This window comes from Streptomyces sp. NPDC054796 (assembly GCF_053611545.1).
Genome location: NZ_JBSHAO010000032.1, coordinates 51,149 through 67,815 on the forward strand (window position 1 = coordinate 51,149; position 16,667 = coordinate 67,815).

13 protein-coding genes are annotated in these 16,667 nt (G+C 74.3%); 5 read left to right on the forward strand and 8 right to left on the reverse strand.

Translation table 11 applies throughout. From position 1 onward, the window contains the following. Nucleotides 1-10: 10 nt before the first annotated feature. The 3 genes from ACWGJ2_RS24890 to ACWGJ2_RS24900 are packed head-to-tail and all read right to left on the reverse strand — an operon-like array spanning nucleotide 11 to nucleotide 5,225. On the reverse strand, nucleotides 11-1,303 hold the full coding sequence (locus ACWGJ2_RS24890) for a nucleotide sugar dehydrogenase (RefSeq protein ID WP_453348425.1): 1,293 nt from the start codon (nucleotides 1,301-1,303) through the stop codon (nucleotides 11-13). Nucleotides 1,304-1,359: 56 nt separating this feature from the next. Next, entirely contained in the window at nucleotides 1,360-3,462 is a 2,103-nt protein-coding gene (locus tag ACWGJ2_RS24895; RefSeq protein ID WP_453348426.1) for a glycosyltransferase family 2 protein, read from the reverse strand. After that, the gene (locus ACWGJ2_RS24900; RefSeq protein ID WP_453348427.1) at nucleotides 3,459-5,225 is read right to left on the reverse strand and encodes a glycosyltransferase family 4 protein; all 1,767 of its coding nucleotides are present in this window, start codon (nucleotides 5,223-5,225) and stop codon (nucleotides 3,459-3,461) included. The genes ACWGJ2_RS24895 and ACWGJ2_RS24900 overlap by 4 nt, the downstream gene beginning before the upstream one ends. A 288-nt stretch (nucleotides 5,226-5,513) precedes the next feature. On the opposite strand from ACWGJ2_RS24900, the gene ACWGJ2_RS24905 reads away from it, so the two are divergent. The 5 genes from ACWGJ2_RS24905 (at nucleotide 5,514) to wecB (ending at nucleotide 10,858) form a co-directional block, all read left to right on the forward strand. Then, nucleotides 5,514-6,812: a glycosyltransferase gene (locus ACWGJ2_RS24905; protein ID WP_453348428.1), complete on the forward strand. Its 1,299-nt coding sequence runs from the start codon at nucleotides 5,514-5,516 to the stop codon at nucleotides 6,810-6,812. Between the two features lie 3 nt (nucleotides 6,813-6,815). After that, on the forward strand, nucleotides 6,816-7,418 hold the full coding sequence (locus ACWGJ2_RS24910) for a hypothetical protein (RefSeq protein WP_453348429.1): 603 nt from the start codon (nucleotides 6,816-6,818) through the stop codon (nucleotides 7,416-7,418). A 175-nt stretch (nucleotides 7,419-7,593) separates the two neighbouring features. Continuing rightward, nucleotides 7,594-9,144, forward strand: a complete 1,551-nt coding sequence (locus tag ACWGJ2_RS24915; protein WP_453348430.1) for a glycosyltransferase — start codon at nucleotides 7,594-7,596, stop codon at nucleotides 9,142-9,144. Next, nucleotides 9,141-9,758 (forward strand): hypothetical protein, encoded by a 618-nt coding sequence (locus ACWGJ2_RS24920; RefSeq protein WP_453348431.1) that lies wholly within the window; start codon nucleotides 9,141-9,143, stop codon nucleotides 9,756-9,758. Before ACWGJ2_RS24915 ends, ACWGJ2_RS24920 begins: the two co-directional genes overlap by 4 nt. After that, nucleotides 9,755-10,858, forward strand: coding sequence for a non-hydrolyzing UDP-N-acetylglucosamine 2-epimerase (gene wecB, locus ACWGJ2_RS24925; protein WP_453348432.1), 1,104 nt, complete (start codon nucleotides 9,755-9,757; stop codon nucleotides 10,856-10,858). The genes ACWGJ2_RS24920 and wecB overlap by 4 nt, the downstream gene beginning before the upstream one ends. Before the next feature lie 109 nt (nucleotides 10,859-10,967). Here wecB and ACWGJ2_RS24930 read toward each other — a convergent pair whose 3' ends face one another. The 5 genes from ACWGJ2_RS24930 to ACWGJ2_RS24950 all read right to left on the reverse strand — a co-directional run bounded on the left by ACWGJ2_RS24930 (nucleotide 10,968) and on the right by ACWGJ2_RS24950 (nucleotide 16,598). Next, nucleotides 10,968-12,068 carry a Gfo/Idh/MocA family protein gene (locus ACWGJ2_RS24930; protein ID WP_453348460.1) on the reverse strand — a complete coding sequence of 367 codons (1,101 nt, stop codon included), beginning with the start codon at nucleotides 12,066-12,068 and terminating at the stop codon, nucleotides 10,968-10,970. Nucleotides 12,069-12,109: 41 nt separating this feature from the next. Continuing rightward, nucleotides 12,110-13,324: a DegT/DnrJ/EryC1/StrS family aminotransferase gene (locus ACWGJ2_RS24935; RefSeq protein WP_453348433.1), complete on the reverse strand. Its 1,215-nt coding sequence runs from the start codon at nucleotides 13,322-13,324 to the stop codon at nucleotides 12,110-12,112. 237 nt (nucleotides 13,325-13,561) lie between these two features. After that, nucleotides 13,562-14,164 carry a DapH/DapD/GlmU-related protein gene (locus tag ACWGJ2_RS24940; RefSeq protein ID WP_453348434.1) on the reverse strand — a complete coding sequence of 201 codons (603 nt, stop codon included), beginning with the start codon at nucleotides 14,162-14,164 and terminating at the stop codon, nucleotides 13,562-13,564. Between the two features lie 80 nt (nucleotides 14,165-14,244). Further along, complete coding sequence (locus ACWGJ2_RS24945) at nucleotides 14,245-15,225, reverse strand: class I SAM-dependent methyltransferase (RefSeq protein WP_453348435.1); 981 nt, start codon at nucleotides 15,223-15,225, stop codon at nucleotides 14,245-14,247. Nucleotides 15,226-15,356: 131 nt separating this feature from the next. Next, on the reverse strand, nucleotides 15,357-16,598 hold the full coding sequence (locus ACWGJ2_RS24950) for an acyltransferase family protein (protein ID WP_453348436.1): 1,242 nt from the start codon (nucleotides 16,596-16,598) through the stop codon (nucleotides 15,357-15,359). Nucleotides 16,599-16,667 lie beyond the last annotated feature (69 nt).

Genomic DNA, 16,667 nt, shown 5'->3' on the forward strand with positions numbered 1-16,667 from the left:
TCAGGACCGCTCAGGCGGCGCCCGCGCCGATGACCACGCGCCGCACCCCCGGCCACAGCGCCGGGTCCGTGACGCGGCGGCCGTCGACCAGTACCCGTACGCCAGGCAGGTCGCCGACGCCCAGTTCCGCGTACTCCGGGTGGTCGGCCTGGAGCACGGCGGCGGTCACCGGCTCGCCCTCGTGCGGGGGCAGTCCGAGCGCCGTCAGCTCGGCCGTGTCGTAGAGCGGGTCGGAGACGTAGGGGCGCGCCCCTCGCGCGCGCAGGGCCTCGACGGTGGGGAAGACGCCGGAGAACGCGGTCTCCTTCACCCCGCCCCGGTAGGCAGCGCCGAGCACCAGCACCCCGGCCCCGGACAGCTCGCCGTACGCTTCGGCGAGGCGTTCCACGGCGTAGCCGGGCATCGCGGCGTTGGTGTCGCGCGCGGAGCGCACGACCGTCGCCGCCGGGTCGTTCCACAGATACAGCCGTGGATAGACGGGGATGCAGTGGCCGCCGACGGCGATCCCCGGACGGTGGATGTGGCTGAACGGCTGCGTGTTGCAGGCCTCGATGACCGCCTCCACGTCCACCCCGGCGCGGTCGGCGAAGCGCGCGAACTGGTTGGCGAGGCCGATGTTGACGTCGCGGTACGTGGTCTCGGCCAGCTTGGCCAGCTCGGCGGCCTCGGCCGAGCCCAGGTCCCACACCCCGTTGGCGCGTTCGAGGTCGTCCCGTGGGTCGAAGTCGAGCACGGACTCGTAGAACTCGACGCCGTGCCGGGCCGACGCAGGGCCCAGGCCGCCCACCAGCTTCGGATAGCGCCGCAAATCGGCGAAGACCCGGCCCGTCAGCACCCGTTCGGGGCTGAAGACGAGAGAGAAGTCACGCTCGGGCGTCAGCCCCGAGCCCTCCTCCAGCATCGGCGCCCAGCGCTCGCGGGTGGTGCCCACGGGCAGCGTGGTCTCGTAGCTGACGAGCGTGCCGGGACGCAGCCCCGAGGCGACGGCGCGGGTCGCCTCGTCCATCCAGCCGAAGTCCGGCACGCCCTCACCGTCCACGAACAGCGGCACGACCAGCACCACAGCGTCGGCCTCGGACACGGCCGTGGCGGTGTCGGTGGTGGCGCGCAGCAGGCCGCCCGTCACCGCCTCCTTGAGCCGCTCCTTGAGGCCGTCCTCGCCGGGGAAGGGCTCGGCGCCGTCGTTGACCATGCGCACGACGCGCTCGTCCACGTCGGCGCCCACGACCTGGTGCCCCTTGGCCGCGAACTGCACGGCGAGCGGCAGTCCGATCTTTCCGAGCGCCACCACACAGATCCGCATTCCGGTTCTCCTCACGGTTGGTGCCGGGGCCGTCCCGCCTGCTGGCGGACGGCCGGTCACGACGGCGGCGACGGCCGCCGCAGGCCCAGCAGCCGCAGCGGACGCAGCAGGCGCAGCAGGCGCGGTGCGAGGGCCCGGAGGGGGCTCGCGGGGATGGCGACGAGGACGGGCACGGGCTGCGCGCCGTCCCCGGCGTCCCCGGCGTCCTCGCCGCGCCGCCGCACGACGCGGACGCGGTACGGGCGGTCACGGTGCACGACACGGTCCAGCGGGGGCGGCACGCCCGCCGCGTCGAGCACTGCGGTACGGGTGTGGCCGAGGGCACGCAGATACGGCACGCTCACGTGGCCCTCGCGCAGGAGGTCGTCGAGGGAGACGGTGCGCGAGACCAGGCAGCCGTGTCCTTCGGGGGCCGGGCGCACGGTCAGCTCGCCGGGGGTGTCCGGAAGCGCGCGGAAGTCGGCCAGTTCGAGCAGCGAGCTGCGAGCCGTCACGGTGACCGTGGCGCGGCCTCCGCTTCCGGTTCCGCTTCCGCTCTCTGACGGCCCTTCGGCCAACGCCTCCACCACGAAGCGCTGCCCTGCGAACCGCTCGGCGGCCTGCTCGGTGACGTCGAAGTACCGGTCGGGCAGAACCTCCTCGCCGCCGGAAACGGAGCCGTCGCCCGAGCCCGGGCCAGGCTCCGCGCCGGAGCCGGTACCGGTGACCGGGCCGAAGCCCGGGTCAGTGCCGGTACCAGGACCCGAGCGGCTCACCGGGCCAGGCCCCGCGCCGGAGCCGGTACCGGTGACCGGGCCGGAACCCACGTCGGGGCTGGCGACCGGGCCGGGGCCCGAGTCCGGGGCGGGGCCCGGACCTGCTCCGGGCACGGGCTCCGCAGCCGTATCCGTACCGCCGGTACCGCCGGAGGCACCGGCGCTCCGGAGGCCGCGGAAGCCGGGAAGGCGGGCGTAGGCGCGGTCGCCCTCCACGCACAGGCGCAGCGGCAGCGGCCCCGTACCGTCCGCCCCGCCCGCCCCGCCGGCAGGCGCGGCCCGTACGACGTCGAGCAGTGCGTCCAGCTTCCCGTCCCGTGCCAGCGCGAGGCATACCCGCAGCCGTGCGTCGAGCCGTGCCGTGAGCGCGGCGTGCGCGTGGCGGGCCGCGAGTGCGCCGACCGAGCGCACGACGCGTTCTTGCAGCTCGCGGTCCAGGCCGGGGAAGCCCTCGTCGAAGAGCTGGGCCGCCTCCCACGTGAAGTGCCGCTTGTTGAGCGAGTCGCGGCGCGGCCCGGGACGGCTGAGCCGCTCGGTCACGGCCATGGCCGCCTCCAGGCCGCGCAGCCGGTCCGCGTGCCGGGCGCGGAGCGTGACGTTGCCCGCGTCCTCGCGGCGTACGGCGAAGTAGTAGTCGTAGTCGGCCAGTACGGAGACCCGTTCGCAGCGCAGCAGGGCCTCAAGGGTGAAGGGCTGGTCGCTGAAGGCGGGCAGGTCCTCCGGGTAGCGCAGGCCGTGGCGCTCGATCAGGGAGCGCCGGAACAGCTTGGTGTTGGACAGGGCCCACGACAGCTTCCAGTGGTCGGCGGGCAGGCTGCACTCCGTGCTGCGGAAGACCAGTCGCGGCACGTCCCTGCCGCCGACGGCGACCATGCGCCCGAGCACGATGTCCGTGCCGTGCGCGTCGGCGGTGGCGACCATGCGGGCCAGCGCCTCGGGCCCGAGGTAGTCGTCGGAGCCGAGGAAGAAGACGTAGCGGCCTGTGGCGAGGTCGAGGGCGCGGTTGCTGGGCGCGGCGGGGCCGCCGGAGTTGGGCTGGCGCAGCACGCGGAAGAGGCGGGGGTGTGCGCGGGCGTAGCGCTCCAGTTCGGGACCGCTGCCGTCGGTGGACCCGTCGTCCACCGCGATGACCTCCATGCGTGCCTGCCCGATGCTCTGGCGTACGAGGGAGTCCAGGCAGCCCGTCAGATACGGCATCGTGTTGTAGACGGGCACGACGACGGTGACGTCCGGCTCCCCCGGGCCGCCGGGCCGGCCCGGCGCGCTCGCCTCGGGCGCGACGGCGGGTTCCGCGGCGGGGACGGGCGCCCCGCCGGCGCGCCGCCGTCCGCCACCCGCGCCCCCGCCTCCTCCCCCGCCCGCCTCGTCGGAACCGTCCGCCTCGCGTACGTCGGGCAGGCTCATTCGTGCGCTCCGACGGGTGCGGCGGGCCCTTCGTCGGGGTCGCCGGGGCCGGCCGGAGAGGCGGCGCGGAGCGTGCGGCGCGGCGGCTGTCCGGCGCCGCTTCCCGGCCGGGGCGGGAGGTGCGGCAGCAGCCGGGTGTAGAGCTCGTCGAGGATGTCGGCCTGCGCCTCCCAGGTCCACTGCTCCAGCAGCCCCGGCCTGTCGTAGGCGGCGCGGTAGCGAGCGGGGTCGGCGAGGACGGCGCGCACGGCCCGCGCGTAGTCCTCGACGTCCTCGGCGCGGAAGACCTCGCCCTGCCCCGTCTCCCTGGTGGTCAGCGCCATGGTGCGCACGTCGCTGACGACGAGGGGCAGCCGGGCGTGCGCGTACTCGAAGAACTTCGTGATCAGGGCGAGTTCGTGGTTGACCCAGTGGTGGATCGGGATGACGCCCACGTCGGCGCGGGAGAGGAAGGGGACGACCTGCCAGAACGGCACGTACGGGACCGCGTGCACCCGGTCCTCGACGCCGAGTTCCGCCGCGCGGCCCAACAGCGTGCGCACGTAGTCCTGACGGGGGTTGGGCACGACGAACACCACATGCGCCCCCTCCAGCAGCGGCAGCGCCTCGACCATGGTGGCGAGCCCGCGCTGGGGGGCGGCTCCGCCGCTGTAGACGAGGAGCGGGGTCGTCTCGTCGACGCCGCACAGCTCGCGCAGGTCGGGCGGCCCGGACGGCTCCTCCTCGCCCTCCCCTTCGCCCGCTCCCGCACTCTCGCCTTCCGCGTCCGCTTCGCTCTCCGCCGAAGGGGGCCGTGTGCTGGGCGCGTTGAGGACGACGGTGGGCAGCTCGGGCAGCCCATGGGTCTCGCGCAGCAGATGCGCGAGGGAGTCGGAGACGGTGACGGCCGCATCCGCGTACGGCACGTATTCGCGCTCGTGCGCCATGTGCGCGGGAAGCCAGCGCGCGTTGTCGTTCCAGGGCCGCACTCCGGGCAGGAATTCATGCGCGTCCCAGACGAGTTTCACGTCCCTTCCGTACGCGCGGGCCCGCAGCTTGGCGCGGGCTCCCGCGCCCAGTACACGGAAGTCGTTCGCGTGGATCAGATCCGGCCGCAATTCGTCGATGACTTTTCCGTAGGCCAGCTCGAAGTCGTGCAGCATCGGCCACAGCTTCCGCCAGGAACGCTTTCCCATCGCGGCGATCCAGAACGACGTACCCAAACGGTCGAGCCGGGTGTCCGCTCTTCTGCGGGCCGCGATTCCCGCGTCCAGTCTCCCTTTACGGAAAGCCACCCACCGATATGCGGCCTTCGCCACCGCGCGGGAGGAGAGGAGCCGTGCCTTCGCCGCGATAATCGCCGCCTCGGAACGTATCGCGCCCCCATGCCCGCCAACGGAGGATTCCTCGGCGATTTCCACTCCGCGCACGAACAGCTCGCCCCGCCATGCCTTCATCCGCTGCATGCGGTAGGCGGCGGTGTGGCCAGGGCGGTAGGCGAGCGGCCTGGTGAGGAAGGCGCGCCGGAACTGGTGCGGGCGCCTGGCCAGCGGCATCGGCACAGGCAGCAGCCTGACCTCGGCCTCGCCGAGTTTCCAGCGCCGGGGCCGCCCGTCGGGAGAACGGCCCAGCAGGGTCACGTCCCAGCCGGCCTCCGCCGCCGAACGGGCGGCTTTCTGGACGCGGGAGTCACCGGCGACGCCGTTGCACACGAGCATGACCACACGCCCGCGACGCGCTTCAGTTTCATCTGCTCCGCTGCCGGAGACCGTTTCGAGCTCCACGGGGAAACCCTTCTTTTGGTCGGCAGAAGCAGCCTAACGAGGCTTCCCCGAACCGGCATGCCGGATTACTCCGCCCCCGCTCCCGCCCTCACCCCCTCACTCCCGCCCCGCTCTCCGGGCACCTTCACCCATTGAGCGCGTGGAGTACGGGCTCCTTCGGGTGACTCTCCGGTCGGAACGCCGACTTACTCCTTCCCGGGCCCATAAGGTCAGTTTGTAAGCCACGTACTGACGTACTCACGTACGCACGTCCTCACGTACTTTCATGGCCGACCGAAGGGAATTCGGGTGCGCAGTGATCGCGGTGATCCGGAGCGGGAAGTGGCCGTCGTCACCCCCTGGTATCCGACGCGGCAGTCCCCTTTCGGCGGCGCCTTCGTCCGGGGAATGGTCGAGGCGACGGCCCCCGGCTGCACGCGGATGACGGTGTACCACTGCGATCCGTGGTCGCTCTCCCTCCCGGGGTCCTGGGACCCGGGCCAGGTGCGCGGCGCCCACCGCAGGCTCCTCGCCGAGCGCCCCCAGCCCGCGGTGCCCACGGTCGCCGGGGCCGCACTGCGCTACGTACCGGTGCTGACGCCCCCGCGCCAGGTGTGGGCCGCGCACGCGCGCGCACACGACGAGGCGCTGCGCACGGCCCTGCGCGGCCGTCCCCTGGACGCCGCCGTCGTCCACGCGCACGTCGGCCTGCGCGGCGGCTGGGTCGCCCTGCGCAACGCGCGGCCCGACGCGCGGGTCTTCGTCACCGAGCACGCCAGCTTCCTCGACCGGGTGCTGGAGCAGCCGGAGGCGCGGGAGATGTACGACGAGGTGCTGCACCGCTGCACGGGCTTCTTCGCCGTCGGGGAGCCGGTGCGGCGGCTGCTGTACGAGACGTTCCCGCACCACGAGGGCCGCGTCGGGCTCATCCCGAACCCGGTCTCCTTCGACCACCACAGGCCCGCGCCCGTCACCCGGCTGCGACGCTGGCTGTTCGTCGGCAACCTCATCCCGCGCAAGGGCGTCGACTGGCTGCTGGAGGCGTTCGCGCTGTGCCGCGCCGAGGACCCGGAGCTGACGCTGACGCTCGTCGGCGAGGGTTCCATGGAGCGGCGGCTGACGGCACGCGGCGCGGAACTGGGCCTCACGGAGGCGGTCACCTTCGCGGGGCCCGTACCCCCTGGCGAGGCGCTGCGGATGATGCGCGAGCACGATCTGCTGGTCCACCCGAGCAGGCTGGAGACGTTCGGGATGACCGTCGTCGAGGCCGTGGCGGCGGGGCTTCCCGTGCTGGTGACGCGCAGCGGAGGCCCCCAGGAGACCCTCGCCGGGATCGAGGAGGCAGCGGGCGAGCTGATCGACGTCGAGGAGAACGCGGAGTCCATCGCCGACGGCTACCGCAGGCTCCGCGCCCGCTTCCCGCACGGTCTCGACCTGCCCAGGGCCCGCCGCGTCCTCGCGGAGCGCTACGGCGTCGAGGCCGTAGGACGTGCCCACCACGGCCACTGGTTCGGCGGCGCCGACAGGGCCGACGGGGCGGACGGCGCCGACGGCGCCCCTCGTGCCCCGCACCACCCGTACCCCGACGAGCTGGAGAAGGAGGCGTAGGCCGTGCACGTGCTCTTCATCGCCCTCGGCGCGACCCGCAAGCGGGCCGTGCGCGAGGAGGCGGCCGAGGCCGTGGCCTGCGGGCACACCGTGCTGGTGCTGACGGAGACCGCCGAGTCGTGGCGGGACCAGCCCTTCGCGCCGGGCGTGGAGCTGGTCGAGATGACCCGGCTCGAACTGCGCCACGCGCCCCGCTTCCTGGAGTGGGCGCTGCTCTTCCGCGCCCCGCGCGCCGCGGTCTCGCTGCTGGGACGGGGCCCACTGCGGCGGCCCGTGGGGCGCGCGGGCCGGTCGTACGAGCGGCGCCTCGCGCGCCGCGTGCACCACCGGCTCTTCCTCCCCTGCTACCGGGGGCTGTACGGCGACGCCGTCACCGTGCGGCACCGGCTCGCGCGGCAGTTGGTGCGCGAGCGGTCCGTGGACCATGTCGTGGTGTGCGATCCCGCGTCCATGCCCATGGCACTCCAGCTCACGCGGCGCCGCACGGCCCCCGGCGCGAGGGGCGGCACGGTCAGCGGCCGGGCGGTCGGCACGGGGCGGGCCGGTGACGGCGTGCCGGTGCCCGGCCTCTCCTACAGCGCCGCGCATCTGGAGGCCGCCGTCTAGCGCCGGGCCCCTGTCCCGGGCCCTCGGGCCCCGGCCTCCGCGACGCCACCGTCTCGTCTCCGCCCTCGTCTCCGTCTCGTCTCCGCGATCCGGTGCGCGCCCCTCGCGCCCCGCCCCCTCCCGCACCACCGCCGCACCGCGTACCCCCGCACCCTCCCCGTACCGGAGACCGCCCGTGTCCCCCGAGCCCCCTCCCTCCCGCCTGCCCCGCGCGCTCCGTCCCCGTACACGGGGTGCCCGTCGCCCGCGCGTCCTCTACCTCGCCTTCTACTTCCCGCCCTCACGGGCCAGCGGCGTCTATCGCGCGCGTGCCACCGCCAACCACCTGGACGCGCGGGGCTGGGACGTCACCGTGTGCGCGGCGCCGCTCTCCTTCCTGCACGAGGTGACGGGCTCCGTCGACGAGGCGCTGCTGGACACCGTGTCTCCCGGTGTGCGCGTGGAGCGGCCGTCGCTGAACCAGTTCGTGTGGGACAAGGACCTGCGCCGGTACGGCCCGTTCCGGCGCACCTTCCCGGTCGCCGCGCAGGACCTCTACGACTGGGGGATGCGGCACCTGTTCCCCGAGCACTACGCCTCCTGGGCGCTCACCGCCGTCCGCAGGGCGCTGCGGCTGCACGCGACGCGGGGCCGCTTCGACGCCGTACTGGCCACCGGCAACCCCTTCGCCTCCTTCGCCGCCGCCTGGGCCTTCCACCGGCTCACCGGCGTCCCCTACGTGCTGGACTACCGGGACTCGTGGACCCTCAACCTCTTCACCGAGGAGCCCGCCTTCCCCGCCGGGCACCCCGCGTGGGAGTGGGAGCGCAGGGTGCTGGGCGCCGCCGGTGCGTCGGTGTTCGTCAACGAGGCGCTGCGGGGCTGGCACGCGGAGCGGTACCCGGACGTCGCGGACCGCATGATGGTCGTCCCCAACGGCTGGGACGCCGACCTCCTCTCGGACGAGGCCCGCGCCCTCCCCGCGCCGCCCTCGGGCGGCGCCCGGCGCCGGCCGCTGCGCTTCAGCTACGTCGGCACCGTCAGCAGCGCGCAGCCCGTCGAGGAGATGGTGGCGGGCTTCCAGCGGCTGCGCGCCCACCCGGACTTCGCCGACGCCGAACTGCACATCCACGGCCACCTGGGCTTCTTCCGCCAGAGCCACACGCCCCTCCTCGGCCGCCTCGCCGGGAACGGGGGCGGGGGCGGGAGCAGCGCTGAGCCGGGCGGCAGCAGGGACACGGGCGTACGGGTGCGCGGCCCGCTCTCCAAGACCGAGATCTCCCGCGCCTACGAGGAGGCCGACGTGCTCGTCTTCCTCGCGGGCGGCGCCCGCTATGTCACCTCGGGCAAGATCTTCGAGTACATGGCGACGGGCCGCCCCATCGCCTCCGTCCATCTGCCGGGCATCGCGGCGGGCGAGGTGCTGGAGGGCTATCCGCTCTGGTTCGCGGGCGAGGGGCTGGACGCCGAGTCCGTCTCGCGCTCCCTGCTGGCCGCGGGACGAGCCGCGCTCGCGCCGTCCCGCGAACGCCACGCGCACGCGCTGCGGCACTCCGACACGTACGTACGCGACACCCTGCTGGCCCCTCTCGAAGCCCGGCTGCGCTCCCTCGCGGGACGAAACACGCCAGGCACCGACGGCCCCGGCGCCAGCATCCGCACCGACACCGGCACCCCGCACGCCGACGGACCCCCCGGTTCCGTCGCGGCGCACCGTCCCCCGCACACCGAGGAGACCCCGGCATGAGCCCGGCCACCCCCGGCCCCGCGCACGGGCGCGTCGTCCTGCTGGCCCTGGCCACACCCGTCGGCGGCCGGGTCAAGAGCTATCTGGCACATCTGCTCGACCAAGGCACCGAGGTCGAGCTGGTGACGACGGCCCCGGAGGAGTGGGAGCGGTTCGCCGCCTCGCCGGGATTGCGGACGCACACGCTTCGGGACGCCGAGCGGCGGCACCCGATCCCCCGCCTGGAGCGCGCCCTCGTCCACCGCCTGCCGCGCGCCCTGCCGACCGGGGCCAGGGCGGCCGGAACGCTCGCGGCCCGTACCCGCACCCGTACCCGTACCCCGCTGGCCGGACCCGTCGCGCGGGGCACCGCCCTCGGTGAACGGGCGCACCGCAGGGCGGCCGGAGCCGTGCACAGGAAGGGTTTCCTCCCCCTCTACCGGCAGTTGCGCCCGTGGCTGCTGGCGAGGGTGGCCCAGCGGACGGCCGGACGGATCGACTTCGCCACCGTGGACCGCGTCGTGGCGGCCGACACCGTCTCCATCGCGCTGGGCGCCCGGCTGGCGCGCCGCCACCCGTCCCTCGTCGCCACCACCGCACTCGACAAGAACGACAAGGACGGTTCACCGAAGTGAAGGTACTCAGCGTCGTCGGCGCCCGCCCCCAACTCGTCAAACTGGCCCCCATGGCCGAGGCGTGCGCCGCGCTCGGCGTCAGCCACACCATCGTGCACACCGGACAGCACTACGACGCGGACCTCTCCGACGTCTTCTTCACCGGCCTCGGCATCCCGTCCCCCGACGTGCACCTCGGCGTCGGCTCCGGCAGCCACGGGGCGCAGACGGGGGCCGCGCTCAGCGCGCTCGACCCGGTGCTGGAGGCGGAGCGGCCCGACTGGACCCTCGTCTACGGCGACACCAACTCCACCCTCGCGGGCGCGCTCGCGGCGGTGAAGCAGCACCTGCGGGTGGCCCATCTGGAGGCCGGGCTGCGCTCGTTCAACCGCCGCATGCCCGAGGAGCACAACCGCGTCCTCACCGACCACACCGCCGACCTGCTGCTCGCGCCCACCAAGGAGGCCATGCGCCACCTCGCGGCCGAGGGCCTCGCCGACCGCTCCCGGCTCACCGGCGACGTGATGGCCGACGTGTGCCTGCGCGTACGGGACCGGGTGCTCGCCGGTGACATCCCGGCGCCCGAGCTGCCCGACGGGGTGGACGCGTCCAGGCCGTACCTCGTCGCCACCCTCCACCGCGCCGAGAACACCGACCCCCCGGGACGCCTCGAAGCGCTCGTCGGAGCGCTGGCCGAACTGCCGCTGCCCGTCGTGCTGCCCGCGCACCCCCGGCTGCTGGCCCGCGCCGAGGAGCAGGGCGTGCAGCTGGAGCGGGGCGCGGTGCGGGTGGGCAGGCCGCTGCCGTACGCGGAGCTGATCGCGGCCGTGCTCGGCTCGTCCGGGGTGGTCACCGACTCGGGCGGGCTCCAGAAGGAGGCGTATCTGCTCGGCCGCGCCTGCACGACGCTGCGCACCGAGACCGAGTGGCCCGAGACCCTGACCGAGGGCTGGAACACGCTGGTGCCCGACCCGCATCTGCTGGGCGGCACGGACTGGGCGGACACGGCGGTGCGCAGCGCCCCGGCGGAGGCACCGGCCGACGCGCCCTACGGGGACGGCTCGGCCGCCGAGCTCGTCGTGGAACTGCTGGCGGAGGAGGCCGCGGCCCAGGACGACTGAGACGGCCGACCGGTTCTCCGGCGACGGCGGAGGCGGGCTTGGCGGCGGTTCTCCGGAGGCGGTGCGCCGTCCGCCGGAGAACCGCCCGCTTGTGGGGGGACCGCCCGGCTCAGGGAACCGGGTCCTCCGCGTCCGCCGCGCCGTCGTGCCGCCCGTCCAGGACGACGGCCCTGGCCTCGGCCGACGGGTCCCACGCCGCCCAGTCCGCCATCGCGCCGGACGCGCCGGTTCCGTCGAACCCGTCGGCCCCGGCGTGCCCCGGCAGCACGAGCCCGAGCCGCGCCGACTCCAGTACGGCCGTCGAGACCCGCACCGTGCGCAGCCCCTCCCGCGCGGTGACGATCCCGCTGTCCTCGCCCGCGACTCCCGCGACCGCGTCCCTGAACCGCTCGTGCTCCACGGCCAGCGGCTCCCGCTTCGGGAAGGCGTAGCGGATCATGTCGCCCTCGGCCACGCCCCGGAAGGCACGCAGGGCCTCCCACTCGGTCGTGACGGCGCCGTTGGCGTGGAAGCTCAGATCGGCCGTCAGGGTGTCCGCGACGAAGCAGCCGCGCTCCCCCGTCACGGCGGTGAAGCGCTCCTTGAGCGGGCTCAGCCAGTTGACGAGATGGCTGACCATCGTGCCGTCGTCCAGCTCCCCGACCACGGCCACCATGTCCTCGTGCGGGCGCCCGCTCTTGGAGAGGGTGCGCGCGGACAGCGACGCGTAGGAGCGCCCGGTGATCCAGCTCGTGAGGTCGATGTCGTGGGTGGCCAGGTCCTTGACCACGCCCACGTCCGCTATGCGGTGCGGGAAGGGGCCCTGGCGACGGGTCACCACCTGGTAGACCTCGCCGAGTTCGCCCGCCTCCAGGCGGCCGCGCAGTTGCTGGAGCGCGGGGTTGAAGCGCTCGATGTGGCCGACCCCTGCGACCAGACCGCGCGCCTCGAAGGCGTCGACCAGGCGCTCGGCGGCGGCCACCGAGTGCGCGAGCGGCTTCTCGATGAGGGCGCAGACCCCGTTGGCGGCGAGCTGGAGGCCGACCTCCTCGTGGTGCGCCGTGGGGCAGGCCACGACCACGTAGTCGGGCCGCAGCGCCAGCAGTTGCGCCAGCCCCTCCAGTACGGGCGCGCCATGCAGGCTGCCGCTCGGGTCGCCCGCCGGGTCCACGGCACCGATCAGCTCCACCCCGTCGAGCCCGGCCAGCACGCGCGCGTGGTTGCGGCCCATGGCGCCGAGCCCGACGAGTCCGGCGCGCAGCGCCTGGCGGGTCACGAGGGCACCTCCGCGACGCCGGGGCCTTCCGTGGGCGCGACAGGTGTGGCTGCGGGCGCGTCGGACGTGCTCCTGGCGGACGTGTCGGGCGTGGCCATCGCACCCGCGAGCACGGCGGTCGCCGAACCGTTGACGACCTCGGTGATACGGGCGATGTCGCACACGGACAGCGCGGGGTGCACCGGCAGGGACAGCACCTCGTCGCAGGCCAGGTCGGTCAGCGGCAGATGCGCGCCGCAGCCCTCGTAGGGCTTGAGGCGGTGGATCGGCGTCGGGTAGTAGACCGCGCTGCCCACGCCGCGCGCCGCCAGCTCACGGGCCAGCTCGTCCCGCACGGCCGCGCCGCCCGGCACCCGCACCGTGTACTGGTGGTAGACGTGCCGCGCGCCCGGCGCCACCTTCGGGGTGGGCAGCGCGTGGAGGGCGCCGTCGAGCGCCATGGCGTTGGCGCGGCGCGCCTCGGTGGCGTCGGGGAGCCTGCGCAACTGGACGCGGCCGACGGCCGCCGCCACATCCGTCATCCGCATGTTCGCGCCGACGATCTCGTTCACGTAGCGCTGCTCCATGCCCTGGTTGCGCAGCAGCCGCAGCGTACGCGCCTGGCGCCCGTCCGCGACGGCGATCATGCCGCCCTCCAGGGAGTGCATGTTCTTCGTCGGATAGAAGCTGAAGCAGGCCGCCGCGCCGAAGCTGCCGACGGGCTTGTCGTGCAGCGCCGCGCCGTGCGCCTGGCAGGCGTCCTCGACGATCGCGAGCCCGTGCCGCTCGGCGAGCGGCACCAGCGCGTCCATGGCGGCCGGATGCCCGTAGAGGTGCACGGGCAGCAGCGCGGCCGTGCGGGGCCCGATGGCCGAGGCCGCCGCCTCCGGATCGAGGCAGAACGTGTCGGGGTCGATCTCCGCGAACACGGGCTCGGCGCCCGCGAGGCGCACGGCGTTCGCGGTCGCCGCGAAGGAGAAGGAGGGGACGACGACCTCGTCCCCTGGGCCGATGCCCAGCGCGAGCAGCGCCAGGTGCAGCGCGGAGGTGCCCGAGTTGACGGCGACGCACTCGCGCCCGCCCGTGACCTCGGCGAACTCCTCCTCGAACGCGGCGACCTCCGGCCCCTGGACGACCCGCCCGTCGCGCAGCACGCGCACGGCGGCCTCGATCTCCTCGTCCCCGATCACCGGGCTGGCAGGCGGGATCATGTCGTGGTGCAAGCCCTGCATAGCGGTGTCCTTTGGGTTCACGGCGGATACGGCCGACGCAGCCGGTACGACTGGTACGGCCAGTACGGCTGTACGCCTTATGTCAACCCGCAATCCCGTAGGACCTTGCACTCCGGTACGACAATTCACCCGCCTCGCCCACACGGTTCGCCCGACCGGGGTGCCCGGGCTCGCGCGGCGCGGCTGCGTTCTTCCGAGTTCTTCCGACGCGCCCGGCCCGTGAACCCGCCCGTTCCGTCAGCCCGCCCGTTCCGTCAGCGTGCCGCCCGACTCCTCGTAGACCGTGCCGGTCTCCGGGCACTCCCACACGCCCGGGTGCCCCGGACGCTCGCGCAGCCGCTCCCCCGCGCGGCCGACCCAGCCGACGCGGCGCGCGGGCACCCCGACCACGAGCGCGAAATCGGGGACGTCGGCCGTGACCACGGCGCCCGCCGCGACCATGGCCCAGCGGCCGATCCGCAGGGGCGCCACACACACGCAGCGCGCCCCCAGCGAGGCGCCCTCCTCGACGGTCACGCCCACCGCCTCCCAGTCCCCCGCCCGCTTCAGGCCGCCCTCGGGGTCGACGGAGCGGGGGTTGCGGTCGTTGGTGAGGACCACGGCGGGGCCGACGAAGACGCCGTCGCCCAGGCGGGCCGGTTCGTAGACGAGGGCGTGGTTCTGGAGCTTGACGCGGCGCCCGATCAGCACGCCGGGGCCCACATAGGCGCCCCGGCCGATCACGCAGTCCTCCCCGAGCCTCGCGTGCTCGCGGATCTGCGCCAGTTCCCACACGGTGGTCCCCGCGCCGATCTCGGCGTCGTCGGCGACCTGCGCGCCGGGCATGCTGCGGTACGTCACGGTGGCTCTCCTTCGTTGTCGGCCGCGTCAGCCGCCGTCGGCTTCCGTCGGCCGGGGCCGTGGCCCGTCGTCGGCCCGCGTCAGCCGCGCCGCCCGGACCGCAGCGCGCGGGCGAGGGGGCGGGCGACGAGGGGCGGGAGGAGGTCGCGGGCGATCCGCCGCAGCCGGGGGGAGCCCACGGGGCGCTGGGCGCCCGCGGGGCCTCCAGCGCCGCCGGGGCCCCCGGGGCGGCTCCCGCCGCCGCGTCCGCCGCGCCGCTCGTGGCGCGAGGCCGGGACCCGCGGGGGCTCCGCCTTGCGCCCGCCGACCAGCAGCAGCGGCTGCCCGGCGACCTCCTGCCACTGGAGCCAGCAGTCGCCGCGCTCGCGCAGCTCCGCGTGCAGCTCCTCCTGGAGGTCGGCCGCGTGCTCGCCCCACGTCCCGTAGAGCTTCTGGCCGCTGACGCAGACCGGCTTCAGACCGCCCTCCAGCACCGCCTGCCAGGCCGCGCAGGCGACGCCGGGCGTGTGCTCGGAGCGGAAGTCGTCGAGGACGACGACGCCGCTGTCCGTGAGCACGTCGCGGGCCGAGGCGATGTCCTGGTGCACGTGCTCGTACATGTGCGACGCGTCGACGTGCACAAAGCGGCAGCTGTCCGCCTCGACCTCGTCGGGGACCACGGAGGTCGGGGCCTGGATGATGCGCGGCAGCTCGTCGTGGAACGCGAGGAAGTTGGCCTCGAAGGCACGGCGGGTCAGCGACGCGTAGGAGCCGCGCATCTCGCGCTCGTTGTGCTCACTGGGGGCCTCCTCGGAGTCGAAGAGGTCGCAGACGGTGAAGGTCTCCTCCTCGCGCAGGTAGGCGCGCATCATCACGGCGCTCTTGCCCATGTACGCGCCCATCTCCAGCAGGTCGCCCCGCTGCTCCCGCCGCCACTGGCGGCCGAGGAACCAGTCGAACAGGACGACGTCGGAGTTGTAGAACCAGCCGGGCACCTCGTAGAAGGACCGCGGCTGCGGCAGGTCCCCGGCCGACGAGGTGGTGGAGGCGGCGGTGGCGTTTGCAGTTGCTGCGGGAGTCATGCGGAGCGCTTCTCCTCGGACGGCGGAGCATCTGGCCATCCTGTATACGGCGGCGTCGCGGGGTGGCGCATCCCGTTGGCCGGTGGCCGGAAAGGGCTTCCGCCAGGCGCCTCGGGGCGTCCACTGAGGGTTCAGCTCGTGTTGGACGGGCCGGCATCCGTCGCCGGATTCGTCCGTACGGGTGACGAACGGCGGCGCTCCCCGGCCCGTTCACCGGTCCGTTCACCTGCCCCTCCCCCGCCCCGCTCGACGTCCGGGCTCCCCCGCGCCGCGTCCCGCCTGCCGCCCCGCTCCGCGTCCGGTTCCAGCCACCGGGGAAACCGGGGCTCGACGACGGGCCGCAGCACGCGGCGTACGGGAGGGGCGTAGAGGCCGAGCGCGAGCGCCGTCGTCGCGACCGTCAACACGGCGCCCGCCAGAAGACCACCCGAGAGGATGACGTCGTAGCCCCCGGCACCCTCGAAGGTCTTGATCACGAGCCCGTGCAGCAGGAACGGGTACATCGTCGCCGCGCCCAGCGCCGTGAAGCCCGCGCGGCGCCCCGGCACGAGGGCGAGGAAGGCGGCGCCCACGACGGCGCTGACCGCGAACAGGGCGAGCCGCATGGGGACGTAGACCACGTCGGGCACCCCCAGGTCAGCGGCGCCGTGCTGCATCAGCAGCCAGCCCGTGCTGACGTACGGGGCCACGCACCAGGCCCCGGCGACGGCGGTCACCAGCACGGGCAGGGCCAGGCGGCGGGCCGCCGCGCAGCGCAGGGGCCGCAGGTGCTCGCGCCGCGTCCGCAGCCCGAGCACGAACCACGGCAGGAACATCAGCACGCGGGCGAGCCCCAGCTCGTAGCCGACGTCCAGCGCCCCGGCGGCCACCGAGATCACGGCGGCGACGGCGACGGGCCAGCGCACGGCGCGCCACAGGGGCGCGGTCAGCCGCCAGAGGAAGAGCGCCAGCAGGAACCAGCACAGGTAGAGGGGGTCGCTCGGGGAGACGGGGAACGGGTCGTCCCACAGCAGCGCGTACAGCCCCGCGTAGACCGTCTCGAAGACCAGATACGGCAGCAGGACCCCGGCGACCAGCTTCCTGATCTGCTCGGGGCGGCCGGTGAAGCCCCGCGAGAAATAGCCGCAGAGGAAGACGAAGACCGGCATGTGGAAGGCGTAGACGACGAGATAGAGCGTCTTGAGACCGCGCATCTCGTCGGAGATCGGTCCCCATCCGTGACCAATGACGACCAGAACCACCAGCAGGAACTTGGCGTTGTCAAGGAAGGGATCACGGGCGGCACCTTCGGCCCCGGCTCCGGCCTGGGCCGCGGCCACGGTGCGGTCGGTGTGATCGGACCGGTCGGTGCGGCCGAGCGTGGCTGAGGACATTGACCAGACCGTAGGCGCGCCCTCCGCGTCACGGGGTGGGCCATGCCGCCGCACCCCCGAAAGAGGGAC

What these genes read in the sequence shown, in the direction of transcription:
- ACWGJ2_RS24920 (WP_453348431.1), top strand. Translation starts at nt 9,141, where the DNA reads ATGAGCCCGGCCACCCCCGGCCCCGCGCACGGGCGCGTCGTCCTGCTG.
- ACWGJ2_RS24895 (WP_453348426.1), bottom strand. Translation starts at nt 3,462, where the DNA reads ATGAGCCTGCCCGACGTACGCGAGGCGGACGGTTCCGACGAGGCGGGC.
- ACWGJ2_RS24890 (WP_453348425.1), bottom strand. Translation starts at nt 1,303, where the DNA reads ATGCGGATCTGTGTGGTGGCGCTCGGAAAGATCGGACTGCCGCTCGCC.
- ACWGJ2_RS24945 (WP_453348435.1), bottom strand. Translation starts at nt 15,225, where the DNA reads ATGACTCCCGCAGCAACTGCAAACGCCACCGCCGCCTCCACCACCTCG.
- ACWGJ2_RS24950 (WP_453348436.1), bottom strand. Translation starts at nt 16,598, where the DNA reads ATGTCCTCAGCCACGCTCGGCCGCACCGACCGGTCCGATCACACCGAC.
- ACWGJ2_RS24935 (WP_453348433.1), bottom strand. Translation starts at nt 13,324, where the DNA reads ATGCAGGGCTTGCACCACGACATGATCCCGCCTGCCAGCCCGGTGATC.
- ACWGJ2_RS24930 (WP_453348460.1), bottom strand. Translation starts at nt 12,068, where the DNA reads ATGGGCCGCAACCACGCGCGCGTGCTGGCCGGGCTCGACGGGGTGGAG.